The following is a 25,160-nucleotide window of genomic DNA, read 5'->3' on the forward strand; positions in this document are numbered from 1 at the left end:
ATTGAAAGCGCTTTCTTTTTATTGCTTGAATAATGGACTTGTGTAAATTTGCTCTCAATCTGTCTGAGCATTTTCTAACTTCACTTGCTCTCTCAACTGGTACTTCTGGATTTTCCCCGTGGGCGTTCTGGGAATGGTAGTAAAGGCAAAATGCTTTGGGACTTTGAAGCTAGCCAAGTGGTCTCTGCACCAGGCTTTTAACTCTCGTTCGGAAACGGTTTGACTTTCACAGCACTCTACGAATGCAAAAGGTACTTCGCCCCATTTTTCATGCGGGCAGGCAACGACCGCAGCTACGGCAATGGCAGGATGTTTGTAGAGAACATCTTCAATCTCAATGGATGAGATGTTTTCTCCGCCCGAGATAATGATGTCTTTGGATCGGTCTTTAAGCTGAATGTATCCATCGGGGTATTTCACTGCTAAATCACCGGAGTGGAACCAGCCCCCCGCAAATGCAGATTCAGTGGCGGTCAGGTTTTTGAAGTATCCCTTCATCACCACATTCCCGCGGAACATGACTTCACCAATGGTCTTTCCGTCTGCAGGGACGGGCTCCATGGTCTCTGGGTTCATTACATCCAAGGCTTCAAGAGGCAAGTATCTGACGCCTTGCCGTGCTTTAAGTTTGGCTTGCTCCTGAATCGGCAGGTCATCCCACTCATCATGCCATTCATTCACGACAGCAGGGCCATACACTTCTGCCAAGCCGTAAAGGTGGGTGACTTCAAAACCTGCCTGTTGCATCTTCGCGAGTGTGCTCTCCGGTGGAGGCGCGGCAGCGGTGAAAAACGCCACTTCATGAGCGAGTCGCTGGGTTTGTTCAGACAAAAGAATGTCCATGACGATGGGCGCGCCACAAAGATGAGTAACCTTGTGCTCAGTTAATGCATGCCAGATTGGCTCTGCGCGAACCTGTCTAAGACAAACGTGTATGCCGCAGATAGCTGACATCGTCCATGGGAAGCACCAGCCATTGCAGTGAAACATAGGAAGTGTCCAGAGATACGTCGAATGCTTGGGCATATCCGCAGTGAACACATTTCCTAGAGCCAGAAGATAAGCGCCGCGGTGATGACACACCACACCCTTCGGGTTACCCGTTGTGCCGGACGTGTAATTGATAGATATGGCATCCCATTCATCTTCTGGCATCAACCAGCGAAAGGATTTGTCGCCCTGACTGAGAAAGGCTTCGTAGTCTTGATAGGTTGTGTTGGGCGGTTGTTTAGTCTCTTCAGCCCACACAGGGTCACCGTAAACAATGACGATTGGCGAACGCTCTGCCAGTTCGAGCGCACCCTCTGCCATCGGTAAAAACTCCTGATCAATGATCAGCACTTTGGCTTCTGCATGATCAAGTTGATAGGCGATGGTGGCAGCTTCTAAGCGGGTATTGATGGAATGTAACACTGAGCCTGCCATAGGCACGCCATAATGGCATTCCAGCATGGCGGGCGTGTTGGCTAACATAGCAGAAACCGTGTCACCCCGACCAAGGCCGAGATTGGCCAGTTGCGACGCCAACTGACGGCTTCGATCATAGAAAGTTTGATAAGTGATTTTCATGTCACCATGAACAATGGCAACCGAGTCTGGGTAGTTTGATGCTGTACGCTCGAGAAAGCCAAGGGGCGTCAGTGGTTGGTAGTTTGCAGGATTGCGGTTCAGTCCAATGTTATAAAGGTTCGACATCACTAAACCTCACTGATTTCGCCAGACAGGAGGGCGTTTTTCAACGAAGGCGCTGATCCCTTCTTCGCCGTCTTCCGTCAGCATATTGTTTACCATCACTTCGCTGGCGTAGGCATAAGCTTCTTTTAGATTCATTTCCTGCTGGCGGTAAAACGCTTCTTTTCCGATAGCCAGTGTCAGAGAGGATTTTGCTGCGATTTTATCTGCCACTTCTTGTGTCAGTGCCTTTAAGGATGTGCTTTCAGTGACGCGATTAATCAGCCCCATTCGCTCTGCATCAGCGGCAGAAAGCATGTCCCCAGTGAGCAGCATTTCCATGGCATGTTTGCTCGACACGTTTCTGGAAAGAGCAACCATCGGGGTAGAGCAGAAAAGACCAATATTCACGCCCGGTGTGGCAAAACGAGACGTGTCAGAGGCATAGGCGAGGTCACAACTGGCCACCAACTGACAGCCCGCTGCGGTGGCAATGCCATCGATTTCTGCGATCACAGGTTTAGGGCAGTTCACAATGGCAGTCATCATCGCGGCACATTGGCTCATGAGAGAGATGAAAAAGGCACGCCCTTTATCGCCATTACTTCTGGCAGCAGTGATCTCTTTGAGATCATGCCCTGCACTGAACGCAGGGCCGTTTCCGGAAAGGACAATGACTTTTACATCGGAAGAAATAGAAGCGTCAGTGATGGCTTGGTGAAGCTCTCCAATCATAGCCTGTGAGAGTGCGTTGCGCCGCTGGGAGTTATTTAAAGTTAATCGTAATACGCCATTGCTGCTGAGGTCGTGTTCTATCTGCGCTGTCATTGATGGTTCCTATCCTTGGCTAATAACTAGAAGGTGAGTACAGAACACAACGCCAGGCGATGAAAGGTTAGAAGTAAGACTTGTCGGAAACTCAATATTGAAAGACGCATAACGTTGAAAAGTACCAACAACAGTGAAAGTTGGGTGACTAAGTAAGATTGTTCCTTAGTGCATAGTCGACCATTTCAGCGGTAGAGGAGACGTTCAGCTTATGCTTGATGTTCTGGCGATGGGTTTCCACGGTGCGCACACTGATATCCAATTGCTGTGCGATTTTCTTGCTGCTCAAGCCCTTTGCAACAAGAGCAAGCACGGTGGTTTCGCGTTGGCTGAGTATGTTCTTTTTGTTCTCGGACTTTCGGGACTCTTTGACCATATCAAAAAGCGCCTTACTAGAGCTTTGGCAAAAGTAACTGGCGCCGTCATTAACGGTTTTAATCGCATTGATCATTTCTTCCAGCGAGACATCTTTGAGGATGTAGCCAGAAGCGCCGGATTCCATCACTTTCTGAATGTACTCACGGTTATCATGCATGGTCAAAATGAGTATTTTGGTCTTGGGGTGGTTTTGACTGAACAGTTTGGTGGTTTCGATACCGTTGAGCACTGGCATACTGATGTCCATCAATACCACGTCAGGTTTCAAAACTTTGGCTTTCTCAAGCGCCTCTACACCGTTTACCGCTGTACCTGCGACAGCAACGCCAGGTTCATTTTCGATGCGGGCAACAAACCCTTCCAGAACGGCACGGTGATCATCGACCAGCAATACACGAATCTCATCCATGATTTCTCTCCATGATTATGGTGCTGAGTTCTAACAGAATACTCACTTCCGTTCCCCGCTCTTTTTCTGCACTGATTTCAAAGTCACCACCGATAAATTCGATGCGCTCTCGCATATTTCTTAGCCCGATCCCCCGACCTTTGAGCGCTTCGGAAACGTTAAAGCCTTTGCCATCATCGCGAATGATTAACTGCAATCTTTCCCCTAACTTTGACAAGATTATGTCGACGTTTCTGCATTGGCTGTGTTTTTCAATATTCACCAAGGACTCCTGCACCACCCGGTACAAGGTGGTGGTGACTTCCGGAAGCAGTTTGTCATCAAAATCATCCAAATGGGTGTCGATTTGAATGTTCTGTGAAGTAGCAAAGTCTGATGCTAGTAATTCAAGCGCAGCATTAAGGCCAATATCGTCTAAAGCGGAAGGACGAAGGTTACGCGAAATGTTACGTACTTCTTTAATCGCTTTTACCAGAGAGGTTTCGCCTTTCTGAAGGTGTTCTCCGGCAGCGGCACTTCCGTTCTGGCGTAGCTCTTTTGACAGCAACTCAATATGGCATTTTGCCGAGACCAGTAACTGGTTAACGCAGTCATGTAGTTCACGGGAAATGTACTTTTTCTCATCTTCTTGCAGCATCACGTTGCGAAACGCCAACTCACGTAGCCTTTCATCAGCGATTCGGTGCTCGTGTAAATTCACTGCCAGCGCAATCACCACCATGATGAGCACACTGGAAACCAGAATAACCAATATGGCGATGTAGGTATGATTAATGCTGGTTTGAACATCCTGTTTGACCCCTTCGATCTGCTCGCCAATATCTTCAATGTAAAGCCCAGTACCTACCATCCATTTCCACTTGGGTAGCCATATGGCATAGCTCAGCTTTGGGACGACTTCATTGGTAGAGGGTTTATGCCATAAATATTGATGGAAGCCGCCGCCCGCCTTGGCTGAAGCAAGCAGATTCTGGATCAGGAAATTGCCATTAGAATCTTTTAGATTGATAAGATTCTGGCCTTCCAACTCTGGCATGATGGGGTGAGCGAGGTTAAAGCCCGCTTCGTCATAAACAAAGAAATAGCCATCGTTGCCGTAGCGAAGCTGACGGAGTACTTCCAAGGCCTGGTGTTTAAGCTCGGACTCGTTTCTTGACGTGTCATCGTACAGATAATCGATGCTCTGGATAGCAAGGTGAACGTAGTCTTCCAGTGCTTGCTCTTTGGTCGTGAGCATACTCTCGCGGAAGGTGGAGATTTCCTTTACGCCGAGGGATTGGGACTGGTTAATGGTTATCCAGCCGATGACGTAGCTGATAACCACGAGAGGGATCACTGTCATCAAAATGATCTTCAATTTAAGTGACATGTCCCTCTCTCCTTTAAAATGCAAAGGTCTTTGTAATATTAATCGCTTAACGCGTTTTTGCCGAAAATGGTCTTAGGTTAGTTTCCGCTAAGGCCATAGAAAGCCGGGAAGATCAGAATACTGAGCAGCACTGCAACCTGAATGGCGATAAATGGCAAAACACCCCGGTAAATATCTCCTGTGGTAATAGAGGGTGGGGTGACGCCTTTGAGGTAAAAGAGACTGAAACCAAACGGCGGCGTTAAGAAAGATGACTGCAAATTCATCGCAATCAGGATGGCGAACCAAACCATATCAATACCAATCAGTTGAGCGACTGGCGCTAATATCGGCACGATGATGAAGCAGATCTCCACAAAGTCGATGAAAAAGCCCAGCAGCAATACGACGAGCATGGTCAGGATCAGAAAGCCCCATTTATCGCCCGGCAATGCTGTCAGCCACTCTTCAACCAGATAATCGCCACCTGTATAGGTAAATGCCATTGAGAAGGCGGTTGCGCCAATCAAAATACCAAACACCATCGCGGTAACTTTGACGGTTTCTACAGCACTTTCAAACATCAGACGGACTGAAAACTGTCGGTAAACTAATGCCAATACGATAGCGCCAACACCACCTAAAACGGCAGATTCTGTAGGGGTTGCAATACCCGCGAAAATGGAACCCAACACCACAATGATGAGCGCGAGGGGTGGGATAACGGCTTTCAGTGCATCGATGATTTCTGCGGTTCTGTCCTGATCGGGCAGGCGTGTCATGGCTCTGGCGGCTTGTGGATTAAGAAAGGCATAAATCAGGATGTAAGCGATATAGGCACCAACCAATATCAGTCCCGGTAAAACAGCAGCTTGAAACAGATCGCCTACGGGAATGCCGAGCACATCACCGAGTAAAATCAGGATGATGGAAGGAGGAATGATTTGTCCCAGCGTACCTGACGCGCAAATGGTGCCGCAGGCCAGTGACTTTGAATATTGATACTTCAGCATCACTGGCAGGGAAATCAGCCCCATTGCCACGACAGAGGCGCCCACAACACCAGTGGAGGCCGCCAGCAGACAGCCAACCAATACGGTTGAAATGGCCAATCCGCCTCTAACGCCGCCAAACAGGCGAGCCATCGCTTCTAACAACTGCTCTGCCAATCGGGTTTTTTGCAACACCAGCCCCATGAATACAAATAAGGGCACGGCCATCAACACCGTGTTTTCCATCACACTCATAATGCGAAATGGCATGAAGGCAAACATCTCGACGCCTTCTGCCCAAATACCGAATATCAGCGCGATACCACCAAACGTGAAGGCGACAGGAAAGCCAAGTAGCAGTGCAAAGAGAGCAACCACGAACATTACAATACCAATCATGGTGTTACTCCTTTATTTGGTCGTTGGACATCAAGCGTTGAATGGCATTCAAAGACTTCGATATGCCAATCAAAAACAGAAAAAGGAAAGAGACAGGGATCATCCCTTTGATGACCCACCGATGCGGTAAGCCACCGGGGTCGCCACTGCCTTCACCTAATTGGTAGGCCTCTCGGGTAAAGTCGAGACCGAAATAAAAAATCAGAAAGCTGAACGGTAACAGCAAGATAAGGCAACCAAGCAAGTTGATGACCGCCTGAATTTTCTGTGGCCAGCGCTCGTAAAATACATCAATACGGACATGTCCTCCCGTTTTCAGCGCATAGGGGATACCCAGTAAAAACACAGCGGAAAACAGATGCCATTCAAGCTCTTGGGAACCAATCGATACTTGATTGAAGACGTACCTCATCACCACGTTGTAAAACACGTTGATAACGAGCAGCAGGAAAAGGGTACTGGCTATCCAGCCCAGCACATCAGCGATTCTATTAATGGATCGCTCAAGTAATAACAGCGTATGCATGCTCACTCCATGAACAAAAAAGCGCCGGGTGGGATATCCCGGCGAAAAACAACTTCATGCCTTCTATTGGCCTTGAAGATAAGCTTCCTCAGAAATGGAGGTCCAACGGCGTATTTTGTCCAGGTAGGCCTGTTGGGAGTCGAGGATCTTTTTCGCTTGCGCATCTTTGTCGGCATAGTTCGCCAGTAATTTGGTGTTGGCAGAGCGCAAGGCATTAATCACATCCTCAGGGAACTGTTTAACCTGAATGTCGGGATATTCGGTGGTCATTTCTTCCCACGCTTCTGCGCTGGCATGTGCGTTTTGGATATACATGTCGTAAGCCGCAGTACGCATGGCTACCCGAAGGATTTCCTGCAGATCTTCAGGCAGGCGTTCCCAGGTTCGCTTGTTGACGAGAAATTGCAGTTCAGTCGCGGGCTCATGCCAGCCTGTGTAGTAGTAAGGAGCAATTTTGTGAAAGCCCATACGTAAATCCAGCCCTGGGCCTACCCATTCCAACGCATCAATAGTGCGTCTTTCCAGAGCGGTATAAAGCTCACCGGGGGCGATGTTTGTCGGGCTCGCACCTAGCTCAGCCAATACTTCACCAGCAAAGCCGGGAATACGCATCTTTAGTCCTTCCAGGTCATCCACTGAGTTGATTTCCTTTTGGAACCAGCCACCCATTTGAACGCCGGTATTACCGCCGGGGAAGGAAAGAAGATTGTGTGGGGCATAGACTTCTTCCATCAGTGCCATGCCGTCTCCATGATAGAACCAACCATACTGTTCGGAAGCGACCATACCGAATGGCATGGTGGTGAAGAACAGCGTGTTTGGCACTTTGCCTTTCCAGTAATACGAGGCTGAGTGTCCCATGTCATATTGGCCTGACTTCACCATGTCGAAGACACCGAAAGGAGATTTGTGCTTATTAGATGAGTCGATGCGGATCTTTAGACGTCCATTGGACATTCTCTCCGCCATGGCGGCCATATTCTTGGTGGCATCACCGAAAATGGGGAAGTTAGGCCCCCAGGTTTCGGCTAATGTCAGTCGGTAGGTTTTCTCCGCGGCAAAGGCAGAAAAACTGAGGACGGCAGAGAGGCAAATACATGCAAATGCCGCCAGTGCTTTTTCAGTTTTGGAATGTAGAGGTTTCATGTCGCATTTCCTTATTGCTATAGAAATTCCAACGACACGATGAATAACAATTTGATAACAATGAATTCGTAATACCGCGCAAGTACTCGTATGAGGCAACATCATCACTACTTAGATGTTTCCTACGTATTTTTTCGGATCTTATCTATTTAAGGCTCTGAATTTTATGGTGGAATAAGGCTAGTTGTGGCTTCAGGAAAGTAAGCAAATGCTACGTATTTCTTGTGATGGATTTCATTTGTAGGTTTGTTGCTTATTTGTGATCGCGGTGGCTTTTGGCCAACACCTCTCCTGAATAATCCGTCTGGGAAGAAAAGAGAAAGGCCTACACGGTAGGCCTCTCAATCAATTGTTTAGCCATGATTATGGCGAGGTTTTGCAGCCTTTTCGGGTAATATCAACAGTCTTTGACTTAGTGCCTTCACCCAAACAGTAGGTACCAATTAACCTTGTGGTACAGGAAGGCAAACCATTTTCGTCTGCTGTGATAGTGACATAGATAGTGTTAGACAATCTTGTTCCAAGAGTATCACCATGTTGGCAGTAATTTTTATAGAACTCAGTCATATAGGCATTTACATTGGTGAGTGTTTTGATCTCCGATTGTCCGATATAGCCTATACTCATCGCGTCGACCGATTGTGAACCACCCAACTCAGTCTTCCAGGATATGCTTCCTTTGGTTCTCGATGTCATGTAGTACTTCTGAACTGTTGATTTTTCACAGTCCATGACGATACCGCCGCTAAATGGCGCATCAATGTCAGATCCTCGGATGTAAGAATAAAGTTTATCGCTGTTGTTACAGTTAAACGATGGCTCGTCATTATCATTGATGGTCCCAGTGCCTGATTTGAGGTCTGATTCATCCTCTTTTATCCAAGCATCAAGAGTAAAGGTTTTCGCAGGCTCATCGTTGTCATCATTGACAGTGGGGACAACAACGCTGAATATATTGTCCCCCGGTTCAAAATTGACGCTCACGCCCTCACTATTGAGTGTGACATCTTCGGTTGTACCGTTATAACCAATCGTTACATCAGCGCTATAATCCACATTCACTTTGGCCGTATTATCTTTTATGGCTAAAACAACGTCCTTGTCTGCTTTCAGCTTTTGGTTGAGAGATACATAAAAGGTTGCATTTTGTCCTTCAGTAACGGTGTCATCTGACACATCAGAGACTTCAATGTTGCGCTCACTTGGAAATATAGTCGCGTCATAGCACTCGTGACTTTCCTGAGTGTTAGTTGCCATAGCACTAATGCGGTTTGGGAATAAACCAACAACGACTTTTTCACCTGTCTCCGGGTTCAGCCGAACCAGTTTGGTGCTATTGATATTACCCGTTACGTTTTGGTTTTTTGCTGCAATTAATACCTGTCCGTTCTGATCAAGGGTGGCTGCAGTGATGAAGTCAACAAAGTGGAAAGATTCCAATTTGGCAACAGCATTACTGGTGTTGATGCTGAAGGTTCTGCCGTTAGTAATAAATAGCAAATCGCCTTTATAAAACACAAAGTCCCCCCAGCTTGAAAAACCAGAGTAACCGAGTGTTGGCTTGTCAAACTCTGCGATGTCAGTGGTACTGGCTGTTGAAGGGTCAATAGTAAAGAGTTTTCGGTTGTCAGACGCATACAAAGTCCCGGTGGCGGGCTCAAAAGCCATGCGAAAAACGCTGGGAATGTTGCCGACGATAGTATGCGTATTGGTCTGAGAATCGAAATAGGCGAGCTGGTTAGGCTTTAGCTTGGACGCATGGAAATCAAGGCTTGCAAATTCATCTACCGACGTATCTTGCCCTAGTTCCTCAACATAATAGGCTTCGGGTCTCGGCGCACTCACATAATATATACGGTTGGTGTTTTTGTCGTAAGCCATGGCTGAGGTGCTGAACTCAGCGCGCGACTTTTTAATTGCCCGGTCACCGTTGTAGGTGCCTGACAGTTTTTTTGTCTCCTGTAAATCAATCATAAATCCAACATGTCCGCGCCCTGCATTCATGGCATAGACGTTTCCATAACATTCGGCTTTAGCGCCGATAGATATAACACTCGCAAGGATAAAACCTGCAATTAATCGCTTCTTCATGAGCTTCCTCTTTGAATTGTTACATTTGGGTTAAGGAAATATTTCAATTGCATCTCGATACTACTAATGTGGTTTTATATTGATTGACTCATAGGTGAGACATTATGGTTTTTTAAGCTTCAGTGTTTTCTAATTGAGCGCACTAGTGATTGATTAATAAAATTAATTAGTTAGTGCTAAATGTGCGGATAATGAATGTTTGAAGTGTTAATAATGTTTACAGTTCTTGTTGATTTACGCTTAATAAAACAAGATCTGTATTAACTATCAAAAAGCGGGTAAGCCTGATTGAGCTATTGAAATAGAGAGGTTCTGGAAGACTTGGCGAAAGGTCAGAAAAAAGGGCCTTGAGGCCCTATCAATTGTTGCAGCAGTACTAAATTAGACGCTCAAAATCGGTGCCAGCGCTTGTGAGACTTCGCCTTCAGATGCGTCACGGGAAATGGTGAATGAGCGGTAGGTATCGCCACGGCCGAATGAACGGTCAATCTCGGCAAGGCAGCGGATAACCGCACCATCCAATATGAAAGAAAGCTCGATTTCCTTCTTGTTGAACATGCCGCTGTTTTTAAATTCAAGCTCTTGGTAACAGCCAGAAACAGAGGCAAAACCGTTCCCACGCAAATGTCCTTTTTCTACATCCGCTTTCACCAAGTTAAAGCCTTCACGCTCAATGGCGGCAAGCACACGTTGTACCGCGGGCAGCGGGCGAACTTCCAGATAATCACGGTCAGTTGGGTCAATGGCGAAATCAATATCCAGAACAGTCTCTACCCAGACGTGGCTCTGGTTGAGTTTTGCGCTAACCGCCGTAATTGGCGTCTCGTCATGCAGTTTTAGTTCGAACGGGACTTCTTTTTCTTCACCAGGTTGAATAGTGAAAGGGTCATTTGCCTGAATGTGACCAAGGACAAAGACCTGATAACCCACTCCAGAGTCAGACTCAACTTTGACTTCAGTGCAGAGCTTAACTGTGATGGAGTCAATTTCCTGTTCTACATCACCGCCCTTTATATGAACGGTACCACGCAGGGTTTCGCCTTGGTAGACAGATTCATTGTGGAGAATGGTGTCGACTTTTGTTGCGCCAATACCTAAAGAAGCTTTGAGTTTCTTGAACATAGTGATCCTTGATTGTTCAGTGTCATTCTCTGTTTACCGAAGATTGGCTGTCGGTGCAAGTCACAGACATAATAAAGAAAAAGTCAGGGGAGAAGGCCCTGACTTTGTCGAGTTATGCTGCGAGTGACGGCACGCCACTGTGGAAGCGGAACATATCATCTGGTGTTTGGATAAGTTCGGCTTCTTTCTCACCAATGGCTTTTACACGGTCGGAGATATCTCCGCCGGCAATGGCTGCCGCCAGCTTTAGATAATCCTGATAGTGGCGTGCTTCAGAGCGAAGTAGAGAGATATAAAACTTACGCAGTTCTTCATCCAGATACGGCGCAACTTTGGCAAAACGTTCACATGAGCGCGCTTCAATGTAAGCACCAATAATCAACTTATCGACCAATGTTGCAGGCTCATGGGTACGGACAATCGACATGAGACCGCGAGCATAACGACCAGCATTGAGCGGGCTATAAGGCATGTCGCGCTTTTCCATGATCTCGATAACCTGTTCAAAATGATGGAATTCTTCTTTGATGAGGCGAACCATTTTGTCGATTAAATCTGGGCCGTGTTCGAAACCAGCCTTTGGTTTAAGCGGAGCACTCAACCCATTCTTTTTGGCATGGAATATACCTTCCCGCATACCGCGGTAAACGAAATCTTCATAGGGCTTTGCCCACTCCAAAAGTAGCTCGCCACTCGAAGTATCAATGGCATATTTGCGAATAAGCCAGAGGGCGGTTTGGCTTGCTTTCAATTCACAATTTGCATGATCACGTAGAAGAATAGTTTCGTTTTCCGGTTTTATGGCTTCATCAATCCAGGCTTGTGGAGTTTCACAGTGCAGGAATCCGCGCACTGGCTCGAGCAGGCTTTCTAATTCAGGGCTTAGCGACATCGATTTTCTTTGGTCTTTTTAGTGCTTTGAAGGCGGCAATTATACAGCTCAGCCCTAGTGATACCAAACACGCTCTAAGCCGCTGGCACTTTGATGTTCGAAAAAGTTGAACATCAAACTCAAATCTCTCTGGTTTTATTCAGGATTGGGTTTCCCTAATCTTTATTTCTAGAGCAATCAGTGACGTGACAAAGGAGATTCAAATGATTGATATCCGTAAATCTGAACAGCGTGGCCGCGCAAGCTTTGGTTGGTTGGATAGTCGCCATACTTTCTCTTTTGGTCATTATCACGATCCTGACCAAATGGGTTTCTCAGCGCTTCGTGTCATTAACGATGATGTGGTGAAACCGTCAGCAGGATTTGATACTCATGGCCACCGTGATATGGAGATCATTAGTTATGTTCTCGACGGTGTGATTGAGCACAAGGACAGTGAAGGTAATATTCAGTCTCTTCCAGCAGGCGAATTTCAATTGATGTCTGCCGGAAAGGGGATTTACCACAGCGAATACAATGGCTCGACCGACAGTGACCTCCGCTTCTTACAAATTTGGATTCAGCCTAACAAGAGAGGTGGCACACCAAGTTATCAGCAGAAGGACTTTGGCAAAGCACCAGGCTTCACTGTGATTGCAACGCCTGACGGCCGTGACGGCACATTGAACATTAAGCAAAATGCCCGGTTATTACAGTTAATTTTGGAAAACGATAGTTCGGAAACCTTCAACCCGGAAATGGGCAGTAATGTGTATGTGCATGTCGTAGCGGGAGAGCTGTCAGTGAATGATGTTGTTCTCTCAGGTGGAGACGGTGCCAAAGTCAGCGGGCTCTACCAAGTCTGTCTGAAAAATAACGGCGCAGAAAACGTAACGGCTCTGATATTCGATTTACCTTAACGTGTGTGGGCTCGTGAAATAGAAGGTCGGCCAAAAGCTGGCCTTTTTGGGTTTTGGGAAAACATCGCAGGAAATACTCCTGACACGATCTGTCAGTAGGTGTCAGTAATCTCTTTTCAACCCATACGAAAGGAGAAAACACCATGGATAACGTTGTAGAAACTGTAAGATTCAAATTGAAAGAAGGCACTGACGTAAACGCTTTTCTGGCAGCTGCAGAAGGTACTTTGCCTTACATCAGCGGTTGTGAAGGGTTCGTCTACCGCTCGTTGAGTTTTGATGAGCAATCGCAGGAATGGACAGACATTGTTTACTGGACCAATCTTGCTAACGCACAAGCTGCCTCTAAAAACTTCATGAACGACGAAGGTGCGCAGAAGATGGTGTCGCATATTGATAGCGCTACACTTGTTATGGCGCATCAAGGCGTCAGAATGAGTGCAATGGGTGAATGTATCGAGTCTGCGTAACAGGAATTATCAATGAGTAAATCGGAGCGCTTGTTTGAGCTTCTCACTTTACTGCGTAGTAAACGTTACGCGGTCACAGCGAAGGCATTGGCAGAAGAGTTGAATGTCAGTGAGCGCACGATTTACCGTGATATCCAATCCCTGCAATTGTCCGGCGTTCCCATTGAGGGCGAAGCGGGGATTGGTTACCTGTTAGGCAAAGGATCACACCTTCCGCCTCTTATGTTTACGGAAGAAGAAATCATGGCGCTGGAGCTGGGTATGCGAATGGTTCGTGCGTGGTCAGATAGGAGTTTGGCTTCTGCTACCGATAGCGCATCTCGAAAAATTCGCTCTGTCTTACCGGAACACCTCAAAGCACAGATAGATGCACTTCCTCTGGCCGTGCCAGCGTTTCATGTAGAAACTGAGTGCGCTGTTTATGGCGAATTGCTTCGTGAAGCTACCTCTGAGAAACACAAAACAAAAATCAAATACCAAACAGGAGAAGGGAAGTACTCAGAGCGCGTTATTCACCCTCTAGGTCAGGTTTACTGGGGAAAAGTCTGGACGCTGGTGGCTTGGTGTGAGCTTCGGGATGATTATCGGAGCTTCCGCATAGACCGTATTCAGTCCATCGAAGTGTTGGGAGAACATTTCGAAGCCAGCGAGGTGAAATCTTTCCAGCACTATCTGTCGTTTTGTGAAGAAAGCTGAATTGAGTGAAAGCTTAAATACAAAAAAATTAAACCTTTCTGAAAATGCTCCCGTAAATATTCTCCGCTGATCAGCAAAACCTCGGGTTGTACCCTTACATTTAAATAAAAATAAGGAGAGATCATATGATTTCTTTTAAGGTTTTGTCGTCTTTAAAATCAATGCTGGTAACTTCTGTACTGGTACTATTTCTTGCTGCTTGCGGAGCCCAGGCTCACAATCATGGCGGGAAACAAAACATCGTTGAAATCGCTGCCGGTAACCCCGATTTCAGCACCTTGGTGGCAGCGGTGAAAGCAGCAGGTTTGGTAGAAACACTGCAAGGGCCCGGTCCTTTTACTGTGTTTGCGCCAACCAATGAAGCGTTTGCCAAGTTGCCTGCGGGAACAGTTGAAAGCCTCCTAAAACCAGAAAACAAAAACCAACTCGTCGCGATTCTCACCTATCATGTGGTGCCAGGAAAAGTGATGGCAAGCGATGTTGTAGGTCTTTCAGAAGCGAAAACCGTTCAGGGAAGCAAAGTCAAAATTGATTCGTCGAATGGCGTGAAAGTAGATAATGCCAATGTCGTAGCGACCGATATAGAGGCATCAAATGGCGTTATTCATGTTATCGACAGCGTTATTATTCCTCAGTAAACACCGAAATTAGAATGCAAAAGAAGCGGGCTGATTAGCCCGCTTCTTTTATTTTGGAAACTGATTAAGCTAGAACGTCGGTAGCGACTTTGTAGCTTGGATCTTCAATGTGGTTGATCTCAACCAGGCTGCCCGCTTTAGTCAGCAGTGCCAAACAGTCTTGTGACAGGTGGCGGAGGTGAAGCGTCTTACCTGCTTTGTTGTAGCGCTCTGCCAATGTCTCAATCGCTTCAATCGCAGAGTGGTCTGCCACTCGGGATTTGCCGAAATCGACAATCACGTCTTGTGGGTCGTTCTGAGCATCAAACAGCTCAAGGAAGTTGGCTACTGAACCAAAGAACAATGGACCGTTCACTTCGTAGACTTTCGAACCTTCCTCATTGATGTGGCTTGAAGCATAGATGTGCTTTGCATGTTCCCACGCAAACATCAGTGCAGAGACAATCACACCCACGATAACCGCAATCGCCAGGTCAGTAAGAACGGTAACAACGGTCACCAGCACGATAACGAAGAAGTCGCGTTTTGGTACACGGCTAGCCAGCTTGAACGTTGCCCATTCAAACGTACCGATAACCACCATAAACATGACACCAACCAGCGCAGCCAGCGGGATCATTTCAATCAGCGAAGAGGTGAACAGGATGAAGCAAAGCAGGGCAAGCGCAGCAACAATACCTGACAGACGACCACGACCACCTGAATTTACGTTGATCATTGATTGGCCAATCATTGCACAGCCACCCATAGCGCCGAAGACAGAACAAGTCACGTTAGCTACGCCTTGACCGACACATTCGCGGTTACCGCGGCCACGGGTGCCCGTCATTTCGTCAACAACGGTCAGAGTCAGCAGGGATTCAATCAGACCAACAGCCGCCAGAATCAGCGCATATGGCAAGATGATGTAGAGAGTTTCCAGATTGAGTGGAACAGTTGGGAACGCGAAAGTAGGCAGTGAGCCAGCCAGCGTCGCGTTCTCATCACCACTCATGGAGCGCAAGAAGTCGACAACGGTACGGGTATCGAGATCCAGCAGGACTACCGCTGCCGTCACAGACACAATCGCAACCAACGACGACGGTACTGCGGTGGTGATTTTTGGTAGGAAGTGGATGATAGCCATGGTAATCGCCACCAAGCCAAGCATCAGATAGAGTTGCTCACCTTGCAGCCATTCCATTTCACCATTAAGACCAGGAACTTGGAATTGACCAAGCTGTGCAAGGAAGATGACGATGGCCAGACCGTTAACAAAACCAATCATGACTGGGTGTGGCACCATGCGGATAAACTTACCGAGCTTAAACACACCCGCCAGAATTTGAAGCGCACCCGCTAGCATGATTGCTGCAAAAAGATATTGAATACCGTGTTCTGCAACCAGACTGACCATGACAACTGCCATGGCACCTGTTGCGCCAGAAATCATACCTGGGCGACCGCCAAGGATAGAAGTCAGCAGACCCATGATGAACGCAGCATACAGGCCAACCATTGGGTCAACGCCTGCAACGAAAGCAAACGCAACGGCTTCTGGTACCAGAGCGAGTGCAACAGTCAGACCTGACAGAATGTCGTTCTTGGCCGAGTGTTTAGGAAACTTGGGGAATTCAAACATCTTGTTCGGTTACTTCTCTAAAAGTGGGTTGTTGGCAATTCGACAAAGACGGCGATACTACCTAAAAGTGTGATTTTGTTCAATCTTGGTAACGTATTTGTGAAACTTGCAAGCACATTCGCTCTAGATAGAACAGTGTCTTATAACAACATTGATGTGCTTCAATTACCCAAACTGATTAGACGTCAAAGCGATGGCAGTTTGATGAATAAAAACCTAGATGCTCAAAAAGCAGCCTTTTGTTTGGGCAACTGCACATAAAAAAAGAGCCATGCTAAGCATGGCTCTTTCTGTACCGGACTTCTTATTGGAAGTTAGGCTTTGTCGCTGGGGCTGCAGCGCTGTTGGTTGCCGTTTGGCTACCTGCTTGGCGCGTTTCAGCTCGTTCGCTTCGGAATTCAGCAATGGCTACTTCAATCGCTGATCCAGCGCTTTCCGGTGCTGGCGCTTTTGTCATTGGAGACGTAGCACGACCGATGCGAATAGCAGGCTTAGCGGGCTTCTCTGCCTCTACAGCAGGGATTTCGCTCGCTTCCATTACACTCTTCACATTCGCCTCTTCAGCTTTTGGTGCTTCTACCTGTGCAGCAACGGCTTCGACAACTGGTTCAGCGGTAGGTGCTTCTTCTTCAGGTGCATTAACCGCAACAGGTAGCTCTTCGTTCAGGGCGTCAGCACCTTCATACTTGGCTTTCTCTTCCAACACCGTTGGCACTGAACGACGCACAATTACTTTACCCATTGCCATTTCAGGGAAGGCTACACCACCAACGGCAACTGCCTTCGGTACTGGTGCTTCCTCTGCAGCGGGGGTTTCTGTAACGGCTTCTGCCACAATAGGTGCTTTCTGAGCAGCTTTCGAAGGCCATACTTTACCCATTGCCATTTCTGGAGAAGCAACACCAGACTTCAGAACAACTTTGTTGCGCTTTTCAACGATAGAAACGGCAGTTTCCATCATATCCAGCTGCTCAAGACCTTGCTCTGTGGTTGCAGATTCATCTTCGCGATTGCTGCGACGACGACGTTGACCACTTGCGCGCAGGTGACGAGGTGAACGGCGGTTACGACGCTTCTCTTCACGTTGTTCACCATTTTCATTAGCTTCAACAGCTTCTGGTGCATCGGTGCTTGCTTCAGCTTTCGCTTCTTCTGCTACGGCTTTACCCATTTCGTGAAGTGGGTTCACCGCTGCAACTTCTACTTCTTCTGCGTTATCAGCGACACGGACTTTCTTGTTCAGCTTGCGGCGTTGACGGCGTTGTTTCACTTTCTCCGTCTTTTCCGCTTTCTCTTGCTTCTCAGCCTGAGAATCTTCTTTTACTGGCTTAGCCGCTTTCGCTTGCTGTTGACGTTGGTCTGCTTTTTCAGCCTTATCAACTTGCTTACGGTTTTGCTTCTTCGCTTGTTTTTCCTGGCGCTCGTTTGAACGTTCGCCGTTCTCTGGGCGCTCTTTACGGCGTTGTTGCTTCTTCTCACCACGTTGTTCGGTGTTCTTGCCGTTTTCATCGCGTTGATTGTTGCGAGAACCGCGACGAGTGCGGTCTTGAGAACGCTTGTGGTCACGACGGTTACGAGACTCGCGTTTTGGCTCTTCTTTCTTCTCTTCTTCCACCGGAGCGCTAGCAAACAGACCAGAGATGAAAGAAACCAGACGCGAGAACAAACCAGGCTTCGCTTCAGCAGCTTTAGGTGCTGGTTTAGCCGCTGGCGCCGGAGACGCTGGAGCAGCAAAACCTTGCAGCGCAGGCTCTTCGCGTTTTTTCACAACGCGCTCAGCAGGCGCTTCGTCCTTGCTATCGTTTTCACGCATTGCTTCCAATTGCTCAGGCAAATGGTAAGACAGAGAAGTCACTTCATCGCCACCACGGATACGAACCACTTCAAAGTGCGGCGTTTCCATGTTTGCATTTGGTACAACGATGACGCGAACGTTATGGTACTTCTCAACGTGCTGGACTGAACGACGCTTTTCATTCAGTAGATAAGAAGCAACAGGGACAGGCACTACTGCCATTACCTGAGCGGTGTTTTCCTTCAGCGCTTCTTCTTCGATCAGACGCAAGATAGACAGAGACAAGGATTCGTTATCACGAATCACACCGGTACCTGTACAACGAGGACAGATGTGGTGGCTTGCTTCTGCCAGAGAAGGGCTCAGACGCTGGCGGGACATTTCAAGCAGCCCAAAGCGGGAAATACGGCCGATTTGAACACGTGCACGGTCCATGCGGACAGCTTCACGTAGGCGGTTTTCTACTTCACGCTGGTGGCGAACAGGGGTCATATCGATGAAGTCGATAACAACCAGACCACCAAGGTCACGCAGGCGCAATTGACGTGCAATTTCGTCTGCCGCTTCGAGGTTTGTCTGCAGCGCCGTTTCTTCGATATCAGAACCCTTGGTCGCGCGAGCGGAGTTGATGTCGATAGAAGTCAGTGCTTCAGTTGGGTCGATAACAATCGAACCACCGGAAGGCAAACGCACTTCACGTTGGAATGCAGATTCAATCTGGCTTTCGATTTGGTAGTGGCTGAAAAGTGGTACTTCTCCTTCATAGCGCTTAACGCGATTCAGGAAGTCAGGACGGGTCGCCTGGATACGCTCACGAGCCTGATTGTAAACTTTCTCACTGTCGATCAGTACTTCACCGATGTCACGGCGTAGGTAATCACGGAATGCACGTGCGATAACATCGCTTTCCTGATAAATCAGGAATGGAGCCGCTTTAGATTCGGCAGCGCCCTGGATGCGTTCCCAGTTGTTGAGCAGGTAGTTTAAGTCCCACTCTAGCTCTTCAGCAGATTTGCCAACACCAGCGGTACGGACGATCAGACCCATGCCTTGAGGCAGTTTCAGACCAGACATCGCTTCTTTCAGCTGGCTACGCTCTTCACCTTCGATACGACGGGAAATACCGCCAGCACGAGGGTTGTTTGGCATCAGAACCAGGTAGCTACCCGCAAGAGAAATGAAAGTGGTCAGGGCTGCGCCTTTGTTACCACGTTCTTCTTTATCAACCTGAACAATGACTTCCTGGCCTTCTTTCAACACCTCTTTGATGTTTGGACGGCCTTGGTAGCTATAATTGTCTGGGAAGTATTCGCGGGCAATTTCTTTAAGAGGAAGGAATCCGTGGCGTTCAGAACCGTAGTCTACGAATGCTGCTTCAAGACTTGGCTCAATACGTGTAATACGGCCTTTATAGATGTTTGCTTTCTTCGATTCATGGCCAGGGCTTTCGATATCCAGATCGTATAAGCGCTGACCGTCAACCAATGCGACGCGCAACTCTTCCTTTTGAGTTGCGTTAATCAACATTCTTTTCATATCAAATTGTTCTCGATTATTTGTTGTTATTAGTTGTCGGAAACGAGAGAAAGAACGCAATGCTGCCAGGTCCCAAGTCTGACGTTAATGCAACCTCACGGCTGGGAAATCAGGGACGCTCCAGGGCACTACTTATCCACCCACTGATACGGAAATAAGATATTCAATCCGGTTTATTCAGTCGGCTATTCGCCACAAATGGCGACAGTCTCTTTGACACTGGTTATTTTTCCCGTCGTGCCAACAAACTAACGGGTGCTTTATTCCTCATGTCTTACGCCGAGTGCTGCATGATTAAGACACCTCTAACTACCAGCGGAACAGATACTACTCAGAAATAGTGCTAGTGGCGGTTAGGGGTCTGAGATAAAGCGGTAAAGATTTACTCTATTTGTCGACTTTTTAGTCGTGGTGAGCAAAAAAGCTTCAAACTTTTCTGCTTTACGGCGCAACTATAGCAGGGACACATTTTTGCAGCAAACTACTTTGATGCAATGTAGAATCTACGCCCTATGAATACTGAAAAACCTAAAGTGCAATTCATCGACATTTCAGATGACATTGCAGGCCAGCGGATCGATAACTTTCTCCGAAATAGGCTAAAAAACGTACCTAAAAGTATGATTTATCGCGTTCTCCGTAAAGGAGAGGTGCGAGTTAATAAAAAACGCATAAAACCTGAATATAAGCTTCAGGCGGGTGATGTTATTCGCTTACCACCCATCAAGATCCCAGAGACAGCGCAGGTTGAAGCACCAAGCACTAAACTGAATCGTGTTGCAGAATTGGAAAAATGTGTGATTTATGAAGACGATCACATGTTAGTGCTCAATAAACCTTCCGGAACCGCAGTTCATGGCGGGAGTGGCCTCCACTTCGGTGCCATTGAGGCAATGCGTGCATTACGCCCTGATGCCCGTTTTCTGGAATTGGTGCATAGAATCGACCGCGATACATCCGGCATCCTGCTGATTGCGAAAAAGCGCTCGGCACTGCGTCACCTTCAGGCGCAATTTCGCGAGAAGACGGTGCAGAAATACTATTTTGCATTGGCAATGGGTAACTGGAAGCCTTCGATGAAGAAGGTGACAGCACCACTTCTGAAAAACGAAGTGAACAGTATTGTTCGCGTAAACCCAAATGGTAAGCCTTCTGAAACCCGCTTTAAGGTGATGGAGCAGTTCGAGCAGGCAACTTTGGTGCAGGCGAGCCCAATTACAGGTCGTACCCACCAAATCCGTGTGCATGCACAATATGTCGGTCACCCGTTGGCATGGGATGACCGATATGGCGATCCACGATTTGATGCTTACACCAAGAAATTTGGTCTGAGCCGCCTGTTCCTGCATGCGGCCAATATTAAGTTTACCCATCCGGGCACAGAAGAACTGATGGATATCTCTGCCCCATTGGATAAACAATTAGAACGAGCACTGGAAGGTTTAAGGAAAGCGCCAAGTGTTAGCTAACTATAAGCTGGTCATTTTTGATTGGGACGGCACCGTGATGGATTCTGTCGCACGTATCGTTTCGAGCCTGGAAGAAGCAGCCCGTTTAACGGGGGGCTTACCAGAACTCTCTGGCAATGAACTCAAACAAATGATTGGGTTGAGCCTCGACAAAGGATATGAATTTCTCTATCCCGATTCACCTTCAGAAAAGCTGGATGATTGGAAACACCACTACGGGCAGCAGTTTCGTGTCGATAACGCAACGCCGATTGACTTGTATCCTTCAAGCTATACGTTCTTAGAAACGCTGCAGCAAAGAGGGCATTTGCTAGCTGTAGCAACAGGTAAATCCCGCGCAGGTTTGGATAAGGCCATTGCTGATACTGGCACTTCTGCGTTTTTCGTGGCGACACGTACTGCAGATGAAACAGCTTCAAAACCCGACCCACTGATGATTCATGAGCTCTTAGCTCAGCTTGGTGTTGAGGCAAAAGACGCTGTCATGGTGGGAGACACAACTCACGACATGCATTTGGCACAGAATGCAGGTGTTGATGCTGTTGGTATTACCTGGGGTGTTCACGAGAGGGAGACGCTAGCGGCGTATCATCCTGTTACGATTGTGGACTCTCTGGAAGCACTTCTTTAGTCGTAGACTGGAGACAAGTAAAAGTGGGGCGATAGCCCCATTTTCTGTCTAAGAGCTACAGGACTTCGATTCCTTCCTCTCGGAGCATTTCGCATAGGCGAATCAAAGGCAGGCCAACTAAGGTGTTTGGGTCTCGTCCTTCAAGCTTGTTGAACAGTGCAATCCCCAGCCCTTCGCACTTAAAGCTTCCTGCACAATCAAGTGGTTGTTCTTTTTGCACATAGCGTGTGATTTCTTCTTCATTCAAATGTCTGAAGTGAACATGAAAGGGCTCCAGATCTGTTTGTGCGTCGCCAGACTCTGCGTTCAACAAAGTTAATCCCGTATAAAAGGTGACATGCTTTCCTGACGCCGCCTTTAACTGCTCAATAGCCTTTGCTTCTGTATGAGGTTTCCCCAAAATCTTTCCATCGATCACACAAACTTGATCGGATCCTATGATGATCGATCCTGGGTGAGCATCTCGACATGCCAGCGCTTTTTCCAATGAGAGTCGTTTCACTAGATCAGTCGGAGACTCATTTTCTTTAGCAGATTCATCAATATCCGGTGAATGGGTGATGAAGGGGAGGGCTAGTTTTTTCAGTAATGCTTGACGGTATTTAGATCCTGAAGCCAGCACAATTGTTTGTTTATTCATCTAACGATGATCCTTTACCAGAATATTCGTATACGTGGGCAAGTGTAATGTTTTAAACTTGCGGAGGCGAGTGGGCTTCCGACGAGCTTTAGCTATGGGCGCCCATTCAAGATCAATAATGCTAAGTACCTGTTGAACAGAAAGTAACCTTTTTTCTTTTTCTTGGGCTTTTGAAGCGCTTGAATAGAAGTAAAGGCATAAATTTCTTTGACTCAGGCTACATTGGAGGCTAGAATTCGCGCCCTATGCAAAAGGTAAAGCTACCACTAACGGTTGACCCGTTTAGAAGTGCGCAAAAGCGACTTGACTACGATGGCATCATCGCTGTGAAGCAACTGGAGCGTATTGCTGAGGCAACTGAAGGTGTAATCAGTGATGCTGAAGTGAAGCTTTCATTTGACATTGACGCTCAAGGGCTGAAGATTGTACGCGGAAACGCCAAGGTCGACGTTAATTTAGAGTGTCAGCGTTGTTGGAAAGCCTTCCCGCATCATTGTGAAGTCGAATTTATTTACAGCCCGGTTTTCAATGAAGATCAGGTTGGCAATTTACCGGATGCTTATGAGCCGGCATTAGTCGACGAAAATGGTGAGATTAACCTGCTTCAACTTGTCGAAGATGAGTTGATTGTGGCTCTGCCACAGGTTGCCATGCACGACGAAGTAGACTGCGAAGTCGATTCCGATGGTATGGTATTCGGGGAAATCCCGCTTGCTGATGAGCGTCCGAATCCATTTGCCGTTTTGAAAAACTTAAAGCAAAGTAACGAGGAGTAGGGTCAATGGCCGTACAACAGAACCGTAAAACCCGTTCTAAGCGTGGTATGCGTCGTTCACACGATGCGCTGGGCACTTCAGCTCTGTCTGTAGATGCAACTTCTGGTGAAACTCACCTGCGTCACAACGTGACTGCTGACGGTTTCTACCGTGGCCGCAAGGTAATCAACAAGTAAGGTTGAGCCTTGACAGGTCTAACCATTGCACTTGATGCGATGGGCGGGGATTTCGGTCCTCAAGTAACAGTGCCTGCCTCCGTGCAGGCATTGTTGCATTTCCCCTCGTTAAAAGTGGTACTCGTCGGTGATCAATCCGAGATCACCCGCCAGCTCGTATCGCTGGATCAAAAAAATAATCCCCGCATTTCAATTGTTCATGCGGAATCTTCTATCGCCAATGACACACGTCCTTCGCAAGCCTTGCGTTCAAGCAAAGGTAGCTCGATGCGTATCGCACTCGAACTGGTTGCGGAAGGAAAGGCTGATGCCTGTGTCAGCGCGGGTAATACTGGCGCTTTAATGGCACTTTCCCGCTCTCTTCTTAAATTGCTTCCAGGCATTGATCGTCCTGCACTAATTTCTGAGTTACCAACAATGGGTAACCAGCAAAGCTGGCTATTGGATTTGGGGGCAAACGTCTCGGTTGATGCCGACACCTTGTTTCAGTTCGCAGTGATGGGGTCGGTACTCGCTGAAGAACAACTGGGCTATCAGCCATCAGTTGGACTGCTCAACATCGGTGAAGAAGAGATAAAAGGGAACGACTTAGTTAAACGCTGTGCGGAAATGTTGCAACAGTGCTCTGCAGTTAATTACATCGGTTATGTAGAAGGCGACCAGCTTTATACAGGGAAAGCTGATGTGATTGTCTGTGATGGATTTGTCGGCAATGTAAGCCTGAAAACCAGTGAAGGCGTCGCAAGACTGTTTTTAGAAAGCTTAAAAATGCATGTTCTAGCGAATCCTCTCAAGAAACTGGTGGCTAAATGGTTATTTGGTGGGCTGTTTAACCGGCTCAAACACCTGAACCCCGACCAGTACAATGGCGCAAGTCTGTTAGGATTGCGCGGCATTGTAGTTAAAAGCCACGGACGTGCTGATATATCCGCTTTCCAACATGCTATCGGAGAAGCGGTACACGAAGTCGAACGGCAACTACCTAATAAAATATGTGACCGTTTGGAAGCCGTACTACTCGAGAGGCATTATTAGTCTTCATGTACAGTAAGATTCTAGGCACAGGCAGTTATCTGCCTGAGCAAATCCGCACAAATGCGGATCTCGAAAAAATGGTTGATACCAGTGATGAGTGGATCACCGCGCGCACTGGTATTAAAGAACGTCGTATCGCCAGTGAGCAAGAAACCGTTGCCACTATGGGCTATCACGCTGCATGTCAGGCTATCGACATGGCAGGGATTGATAAGCAAGACATCGACCTGATTATTGTTGCTACAACAAGTGGCGAGAGCGCATTTCCCGCAGCGGCGTGTGATGTGCAGGCCATGCTGGAAATCAGCGGTTGTCCTGCTTTTGACATTGCAGCAGCGTGTTCAGGCTTTGTTTATGCGCTGAGTGTGGCTGATCAATATGTGAAGTCAGGCATGGCGCGTAATGCTCTGGTGATCGGCGCTGATCGTCTGTCTCATCTCTGTGATCCAGAAGACCGCTCAACCATCATTCTTTTTGGTGACGGTGCCGGCGCGGCGGTAATTGGTGCCAGCGAAGAGCCAGGCATCATTTCAACGCACCTGCGTGCAGATGGAAAGTTCGGCGACTTGTTGAAAGTCAAATTCCCTCAACGTGCGAAAGCGGGTAGCCCAGTTGAAGCAGATTCATGGCTTCATATGGCAGGCAACGACGTGTTCAAAGTTGCTGTAACGCAGCTGGCCAACATCGTTGCTGAAACGCTGGACGAGAATCAAATGGACAAGTCAGAAATTGACTGGTTGGTTCCTCATCAAGCGAACTACCGCATCATCAAGGCAACCGCGAAGAAACTCGCGATGTCGATGGACCAAGTTGTGATTACGCTTGACAAGCATGGCAACACGTCGGCCGCCTCCGTTCCAACTGCACTTGATGAAGCAGTTCGCGACGGACGCATTCAACGCGGCCAAACGATTTTGCTTGAAGCCTTCGGCGGTGGTTTCGCCTGGGGTTCAGCTTTGATCAAATATTGATAAGG

23 protein-coding genes are annotated in these 25,160 nt (G+C 47.6%); 10 read left to right on the forward strand and 13 right to left on the reverse strand.

The features are described from left to right. Nucleotides 1-54: 54 nt before the first annotated feature. The 10 genes from K6Q96_RS06185 to miaE all read right to left on the reverse strand — a co-directional run bounded on the left by K6Q96_RS06185 (nt 55) and on the right by miaE (nt 11,802). Nucleotides 55-1,695, reverse strand: coding sequence for an acyl-CoA synthetase (locus K6Q96_RS06185; RefSeq protein WP_251878690.1), 1,641 nt, complete (start codon nt 1,693-1,695; stop codon nt 55-57). Between the two features lie 9 nt (nt 1,696-1,704). Further along, a complete protein-coding gene (locus K6Q96_RS06190) occupies nt 1,705-2,499 on the reverse strand; it encodes an enoyl-CoA hydratase (protein ID WP_251878692.1) in 795 nt (264 codons plus the stop codon). A 148-nt stretch (nt 2,500-2,647) separates the two neighbouring features. Next, nucleotides 2,648-3,286 (reverse strand): response regulator transcription factor, encoded by a 639-nt coding sequence (locus tag K6Q96_RS06195; RefSeq protein ID WP_251878694.1) that lies wholly within the window; start codon nt 3,284-3,286, stop codon nt 2,648-2,650. Further along, a complete protein-coding gene (locus K6Q96_RS06200; protein WP_251878696.1) occupies nt 3,279-4,655 on the reverse strand; it encodes a cache domain-containing protein in 1,377 nt (458 codons plus the stop codon). Before K6Q96_RS06200 ends, K6Q96_RS06195 begins: the two co-directional genes overlap by 8 nt. 77 nt (nt 4,656-4,732) lie before the next feature. Next, a complete protein-coding gene (locus tag K6Q96_RS06205; protein ID WP_251878698.1) occupies nt 4,733-6,025 on the reverse strand; it encodes a TRAP transporter large permease in 1,293 nt (430 codons plus the stop codon). A 4-nt stretch (nt 6,026-6,029) separates the two neighbouring features. After that, nucleotides 6,030-6,551 carry a TRAP transporter small permease subunit gene (locus tag K6Q96_RS06210; protein ID WP_251878700.1) on the reverse strand — a complete coding sequence of 174 codons (522 nt, stop codon included), beginning with the start codon at nt 6,549-6,551 and terminating at the stop codon, nt 6,030-6,032. A gap of 63 nt (nt 6,552-6,614) precedes the next feature. Next, nucleotides 6,615-7,697 (reverse strand): TRAP transporter substrate-binding protein, encoded by a 1,083-nt coding sequence (locus K6Q96_RS06215; protein WP_251878702.1) that lies wholly within the window; start codon nt 7,695-7,697, stop codon nt 6,615-6,617. Nucleotides 7,698-8,060: 363 nt separating this feature from the next. After that, a complete protein-coding gene (locus tag K6Q96_RS06220) occupies nt 8,061-9,788 on the reverse strand; it encodes a hypothetical protein (protein WP_251878704.1) in 1,728 nt (575 codons plus the stop codon). A 381-nt stretch (nt 9,789-10,169) separates the two neighbouring features. Further along, entirely contained in the window at nt 10,170-10,910 is a 741-nt protein-coding gene (locus tag K6Q96_RS06225; RefSeq protein WP_251878705.1) for a sporulation protein, read from the reverse strand. A 112-nt stretch (nt 10,911-11,022) separates the two neighbouring features. Beyond that, on the reverse strand, nt 11,023-11,802 hold the full coding sequence (gene miaE / locus K6Q96_RS06230) for a tRNA isopentenyl-2-thiomethyl-A-37 hydroxylase MiaE (protein ID WP_251878707.1): 780 nt from the start codon (nt 11,800-11,802) through the stop codon (nt 11,023-11,025). A 203-nt stretch (nt 11,803-12,005) separates the two neighbouring features. On the opposite strand from miaE, the gene K6Q96_RS06235 reads away from it, so the two are divergent. From K6Q96_RS06235 to K6Q96_RS06250, 4 genes are all read left to right on the forward strand, one after another. Further along, complete coding sequence (locus K6Q96_RS06235; protein ID WP_251878709.1) at nt 12,006-12,701, forward strand: pirin family protein; 696 nt, start codon at nt 12,006-12,008, stop codon at nt 12,699-12,701. 143 nt (nt 12,702-12,844) lie between these two features. Then, nucleotides 12,845-13,171 carry a hypothetical protein gene (locus K6Q96_RS06240; protein WP_251878711.1) on the forward strand — a complete coding sequence of 109 codons (327 nt, stop codon included), beginning with the start codon at nt 12,845-12,847 and terminating at the stop codon, nt 13,169-13,171. Between the two features lie 12 nt (nt 13,172-13,183). Next, nucleotides 13,184-13,867: a helix-turn-helix transcriptional regulator gene (locus K6Q96_RS06245; protein WP_251878713.1), complete on the forward strand. Its 684-nt coding sequence runs from the start codon at nt 13,184-13,186 to the stop codon at nt 13,865-13,867. Between the two features lie 125 nt (nt 13,868-13,992). Beyond that, nucleotides 13,993-14,505 (forward strand): fasciclin domain-containing protein, encoded by a 513-nt coding sequence (locus K6Q96_RS06250; RefSeq protein WP_251878715.1) that lies wholly within the window; start codon nt 13,993-13,995, stop codon nt 14,503-14,505. A gap of 64 nt (nt 14,506-14,569) precedes the next feature. Here K6Q96_RS06250 and K6Q96_RS06255 read toward each other — a convergent pair whose 3' ends face one another. Beyond that, nucleotides 14,570-16,126, reverse strand: coding sequence for a SulP family inorganic anion transporter (locus K6Q96_RS06255; protein ID WP_251878717.1), 1,557 nt, complete (start codon nt 16,124-16,126; stop codon nt 14,570-14,572). A gap of 304 nt (nt 16,127-16,430) precedes the next feature. Further along, on the reverse strand, nt 16,431-19,448 hold the full coding sequence (gene rne / locus K6Q96_RS06260) for a ribonuclease E (RefSeq protein WP_251879603.1): 3,018 nt from the start codon (nt 19,446-19,448) through the stop codon (nt 16,431-16,433). Between the two features lie 521 nt (nt 19,449-19,969). Between rne and rluC the strand changes: the two genes are divergently transcribed. Further along, nucleotides 19,970-20,926 (forward strand): 23S rRNA pseudouridine(955/2504/2580) synthase RluC, encoded by a 957-nt coding sequence (gene rluC, locus K6Q96_RS06265; protein ID WP_251878719.1) that lies wholly within the window; start codon nt 19,970-19,972, stop codon nt 20,924-20,926. After that, nucleotides 20,916-21,557: an HAD family hydrolase gene (locus tag K6Q96_RS06270; protein WP_251878721.1), complete on the forward strand. Its 642-nt coding sequence runs from the start codon at nt 20,916-20,918 to the stop codon at nt 21,555-21,557. The genes rluC and K6Q96_RS06270 overlap by 11 nt, the downstream gene beginning before the upstream one ends. 55 nt (nt 21,558-21,612) lie before the next feature. Here the strand turns inward: K6Q96_RS06270 and K6Q96_RS06275 are convergent, their stop codons facing one another. Then, entirely contained in the window at nt 21,613-22,197 is a 585-nt protein-coding gene (locus tag K6Q96_RS06275) for a Maf family protein (RefSeq protein WP_251878723.1), read from the reverse strand. A 245-nt stretch (nt 22,198-22,442) separates the two neighbouring features. Between K6Q96_RS06275 and yceD the strand changes: the two genes are divergently transcribed. The 4 genes from yceD to K6Q96_RS06295 are packed head-to-tail and all read left to right on the forward strand — an operon-like array spanning nt 22,443 to nt 25,155. Continuing rightward, nucleotides 22,443-22,973, forward strand: coding sequence for a 23S rRNA accumulation protein YceD (gene yceD, locus K6Q96_RS06280; protein WP_251878725.1), 531 nt, complete (start codon nt 22,443-22,445; stop codon nt 22,971-22,973). Between the two features lie 5 nt (nt 22,974-22,978). Continuing rightward, a complete protein-coding gene (gene rpmF / locus K6Q96_RS06285) occupies nt 22,979-23,149 on the forward strand; it encodes a 50S ribosomal protein L32 (RefSeq protein WP_002541721.1) in 171 nt (56 codons plus the stop codon). Nucleotides 23,150-23,158: 9 nt separating this feature from the next. Next, nucleotides 23,159-24,184 (forward strand): phosphate acyltransferase PlsX, encoded by a 1,026-nt coding sequence (gene plsX, locus K6Q96_RS06290; protein WP_251878727.1) that lies wholly within the window; start codon nt 23,159-23,161, stop codon nt 24,182-24,184. 5 nt (nt 24,185-24,189) lie between these two features. Further along, on the forward strand, nt 24,190-25,155 hold the full coding sequence (locus K6Q96_RS06295; protein WP_251878729.1) for a beta-ketoacyl-ACP synthase III: 966 nt from the start codon (nt 24,190-24,192) through the stop codon (nt 25,153-25,155). Nucleotides 25,156-25,160: the final 5 nt, after the last annotated feature.

The organism is Grimontia kaedaensis (assembly GCF_023746615.1).
GTDB classification, from domain to species: Bacteria; Pseudomonadota; Gammaproteobacteria; order Enterobacterales; family Vibrionaceae; genus Enterovibrio; species Enterovibrio kaedaensis.

Bases quoted from the DNA above. Each gene is read 5' to 3' on its own strand.
- K6Q96_RS06185 (WP_251878690.1), bottom strand. From the start codon at position 1,695: ATGTCGAACCTTTATAACATTGGACTGAACCGCAATCCTGCAAACTAC.
- K6Q96_RS06190 (WP_251878692.1), bottom strand. From the start codon at position 2,499: ATGACAGCGCAGATAGAACACGACCTCAGCAGCAATGGCGTATTACGA.
- K6Q96_RS06195 (WP_251878694.1), bottom strand. From the start codon at position 3,286: ATGGATGAGATTCGTGTATTGCTGGTCGATGATCACCGTGCCGTTCTG.
- K6Q96_RS06200 (WP_251878696.1), bottom strand. From the start codon at position 4,655: ATGTCACTTAAATTGAAGATCATTTTGATGACAGTGATCCCTCTCGTG.
- K6Q96_RS06205 (WP_251878698.1), bottom strand. From the start codon at position 6,025: ATGATTGGTATTGTAATGTTCGTGGTTGCTCTCTTTGCACTGCTACTT.
- K6Q96_RS06210 (WP_251878700.1), bottom strand. From the start codon at position 6,551: ATGCATACGCTGTTATTACTTGAGCGATCCATTAATAGAATCGCTGAT.
- K6Q96_RS06215 (WP_251878702.1), bottom strand. From the start codon at position 7,697: ATGAAACCTCTACATTCCAAAACTGAAAAAGCACTGGCGGCATTTGCA.
- K6Q96_RS06220 (WP_251878704.1), bottom strand. From the start codon at position 9,788: ATGAAGAAGCGATTAATTGCAGGTTTTATCCTTGCGAGTGTTATATCT.
- K6Q96_RS06225 (WP_251878705.1), bottom strand. From the start codon at position 10,910: ATGTTCAAGAAACTCAAAGCTTCTTTAGGTATTGGCGCAACAAAAGTC.
- miaE (WP_251878707.1), bottom strand. From the start codon at position 11,802: ATGTCGCTAAGCCCTGAATTAGAAAGCCTGCTCGAGCCAGTGCGCGGA.
- K6Q96_RS06235 (WP_251878709.1), top strand. From the start codon at position 12,006: ATGATTGATATCCGTAAATCTGAACAGCGTGGCCGCGCAAGCTTTGGT.
- K6Q96_RS06240 (WP_251878711.1), top strand. From the start codon at position 12,845: ATGGATAACGTTGTAGAAACTGTAAGATTCAAATTGAAAGAAGGCACT.
- K6Q96_RS06245 (WP_251878713.1), top strand. From the start codon at position 13,184: ATGAGTAAATCGGAGCGCTTGTTTGAGCTTCTCACTTTACTGCGTAGT.
- K6Q96_RS06250 (WP_251878715.1), top strand. From the start codon at position 13,993: ATGATTTCTTTTAAGGTTTTGTCGTCTTTAAAATCAATGCTGGTAACT.
- K6Q96_RS06255 (WP_251878717.1), bottom strand. From the start codon at position 16,126: ATGTTTGAATTCCCCAAGTTTCCTAAACACTCGGCCAAGAACGACATT.
- rne (WP_251879603.1), bottom strand. From the start codon at position 19,448: ATGTTGATTAACGCAACTCAAAAGGAAGAGTTGCGCGTCGCATTGGTT.
- rluC (WP_251878719.1), top strand. From the start codon at position 19,970: ATGAATACTGAAAAACCTAAAGTGCAATTCATCGACATTTCAGATGAC.
- K6Q96_RS06275 (WP_251878723.1), bottom strand. From the start codon at position 22,197: ATGAATAAACAAACAATTGTGCTGGCTTCAGGATCTAAATACCGTCAA.
- yceD (WP_251878725.1), top strand. From the start codon at position 22,443: ATGCAAAAGGTAAAGCTACCACTAACGGTTGACCCGTTTAGAAGTGCG.
- rpmF (WP_002541721.1), top strand. From the start codon at position 22,979: ATGGCCGTACAACAGAACCGTAAAACCCGTTCTAAGCGTGGTATGCGT.
- K6Q96_RS06295 (WP_251878729.1), top strand. From the start codon at position 24,190: ATGTACAGTAAGATTCTAGGCACAGGCAGTTATCTGCCTGAGCAAATC.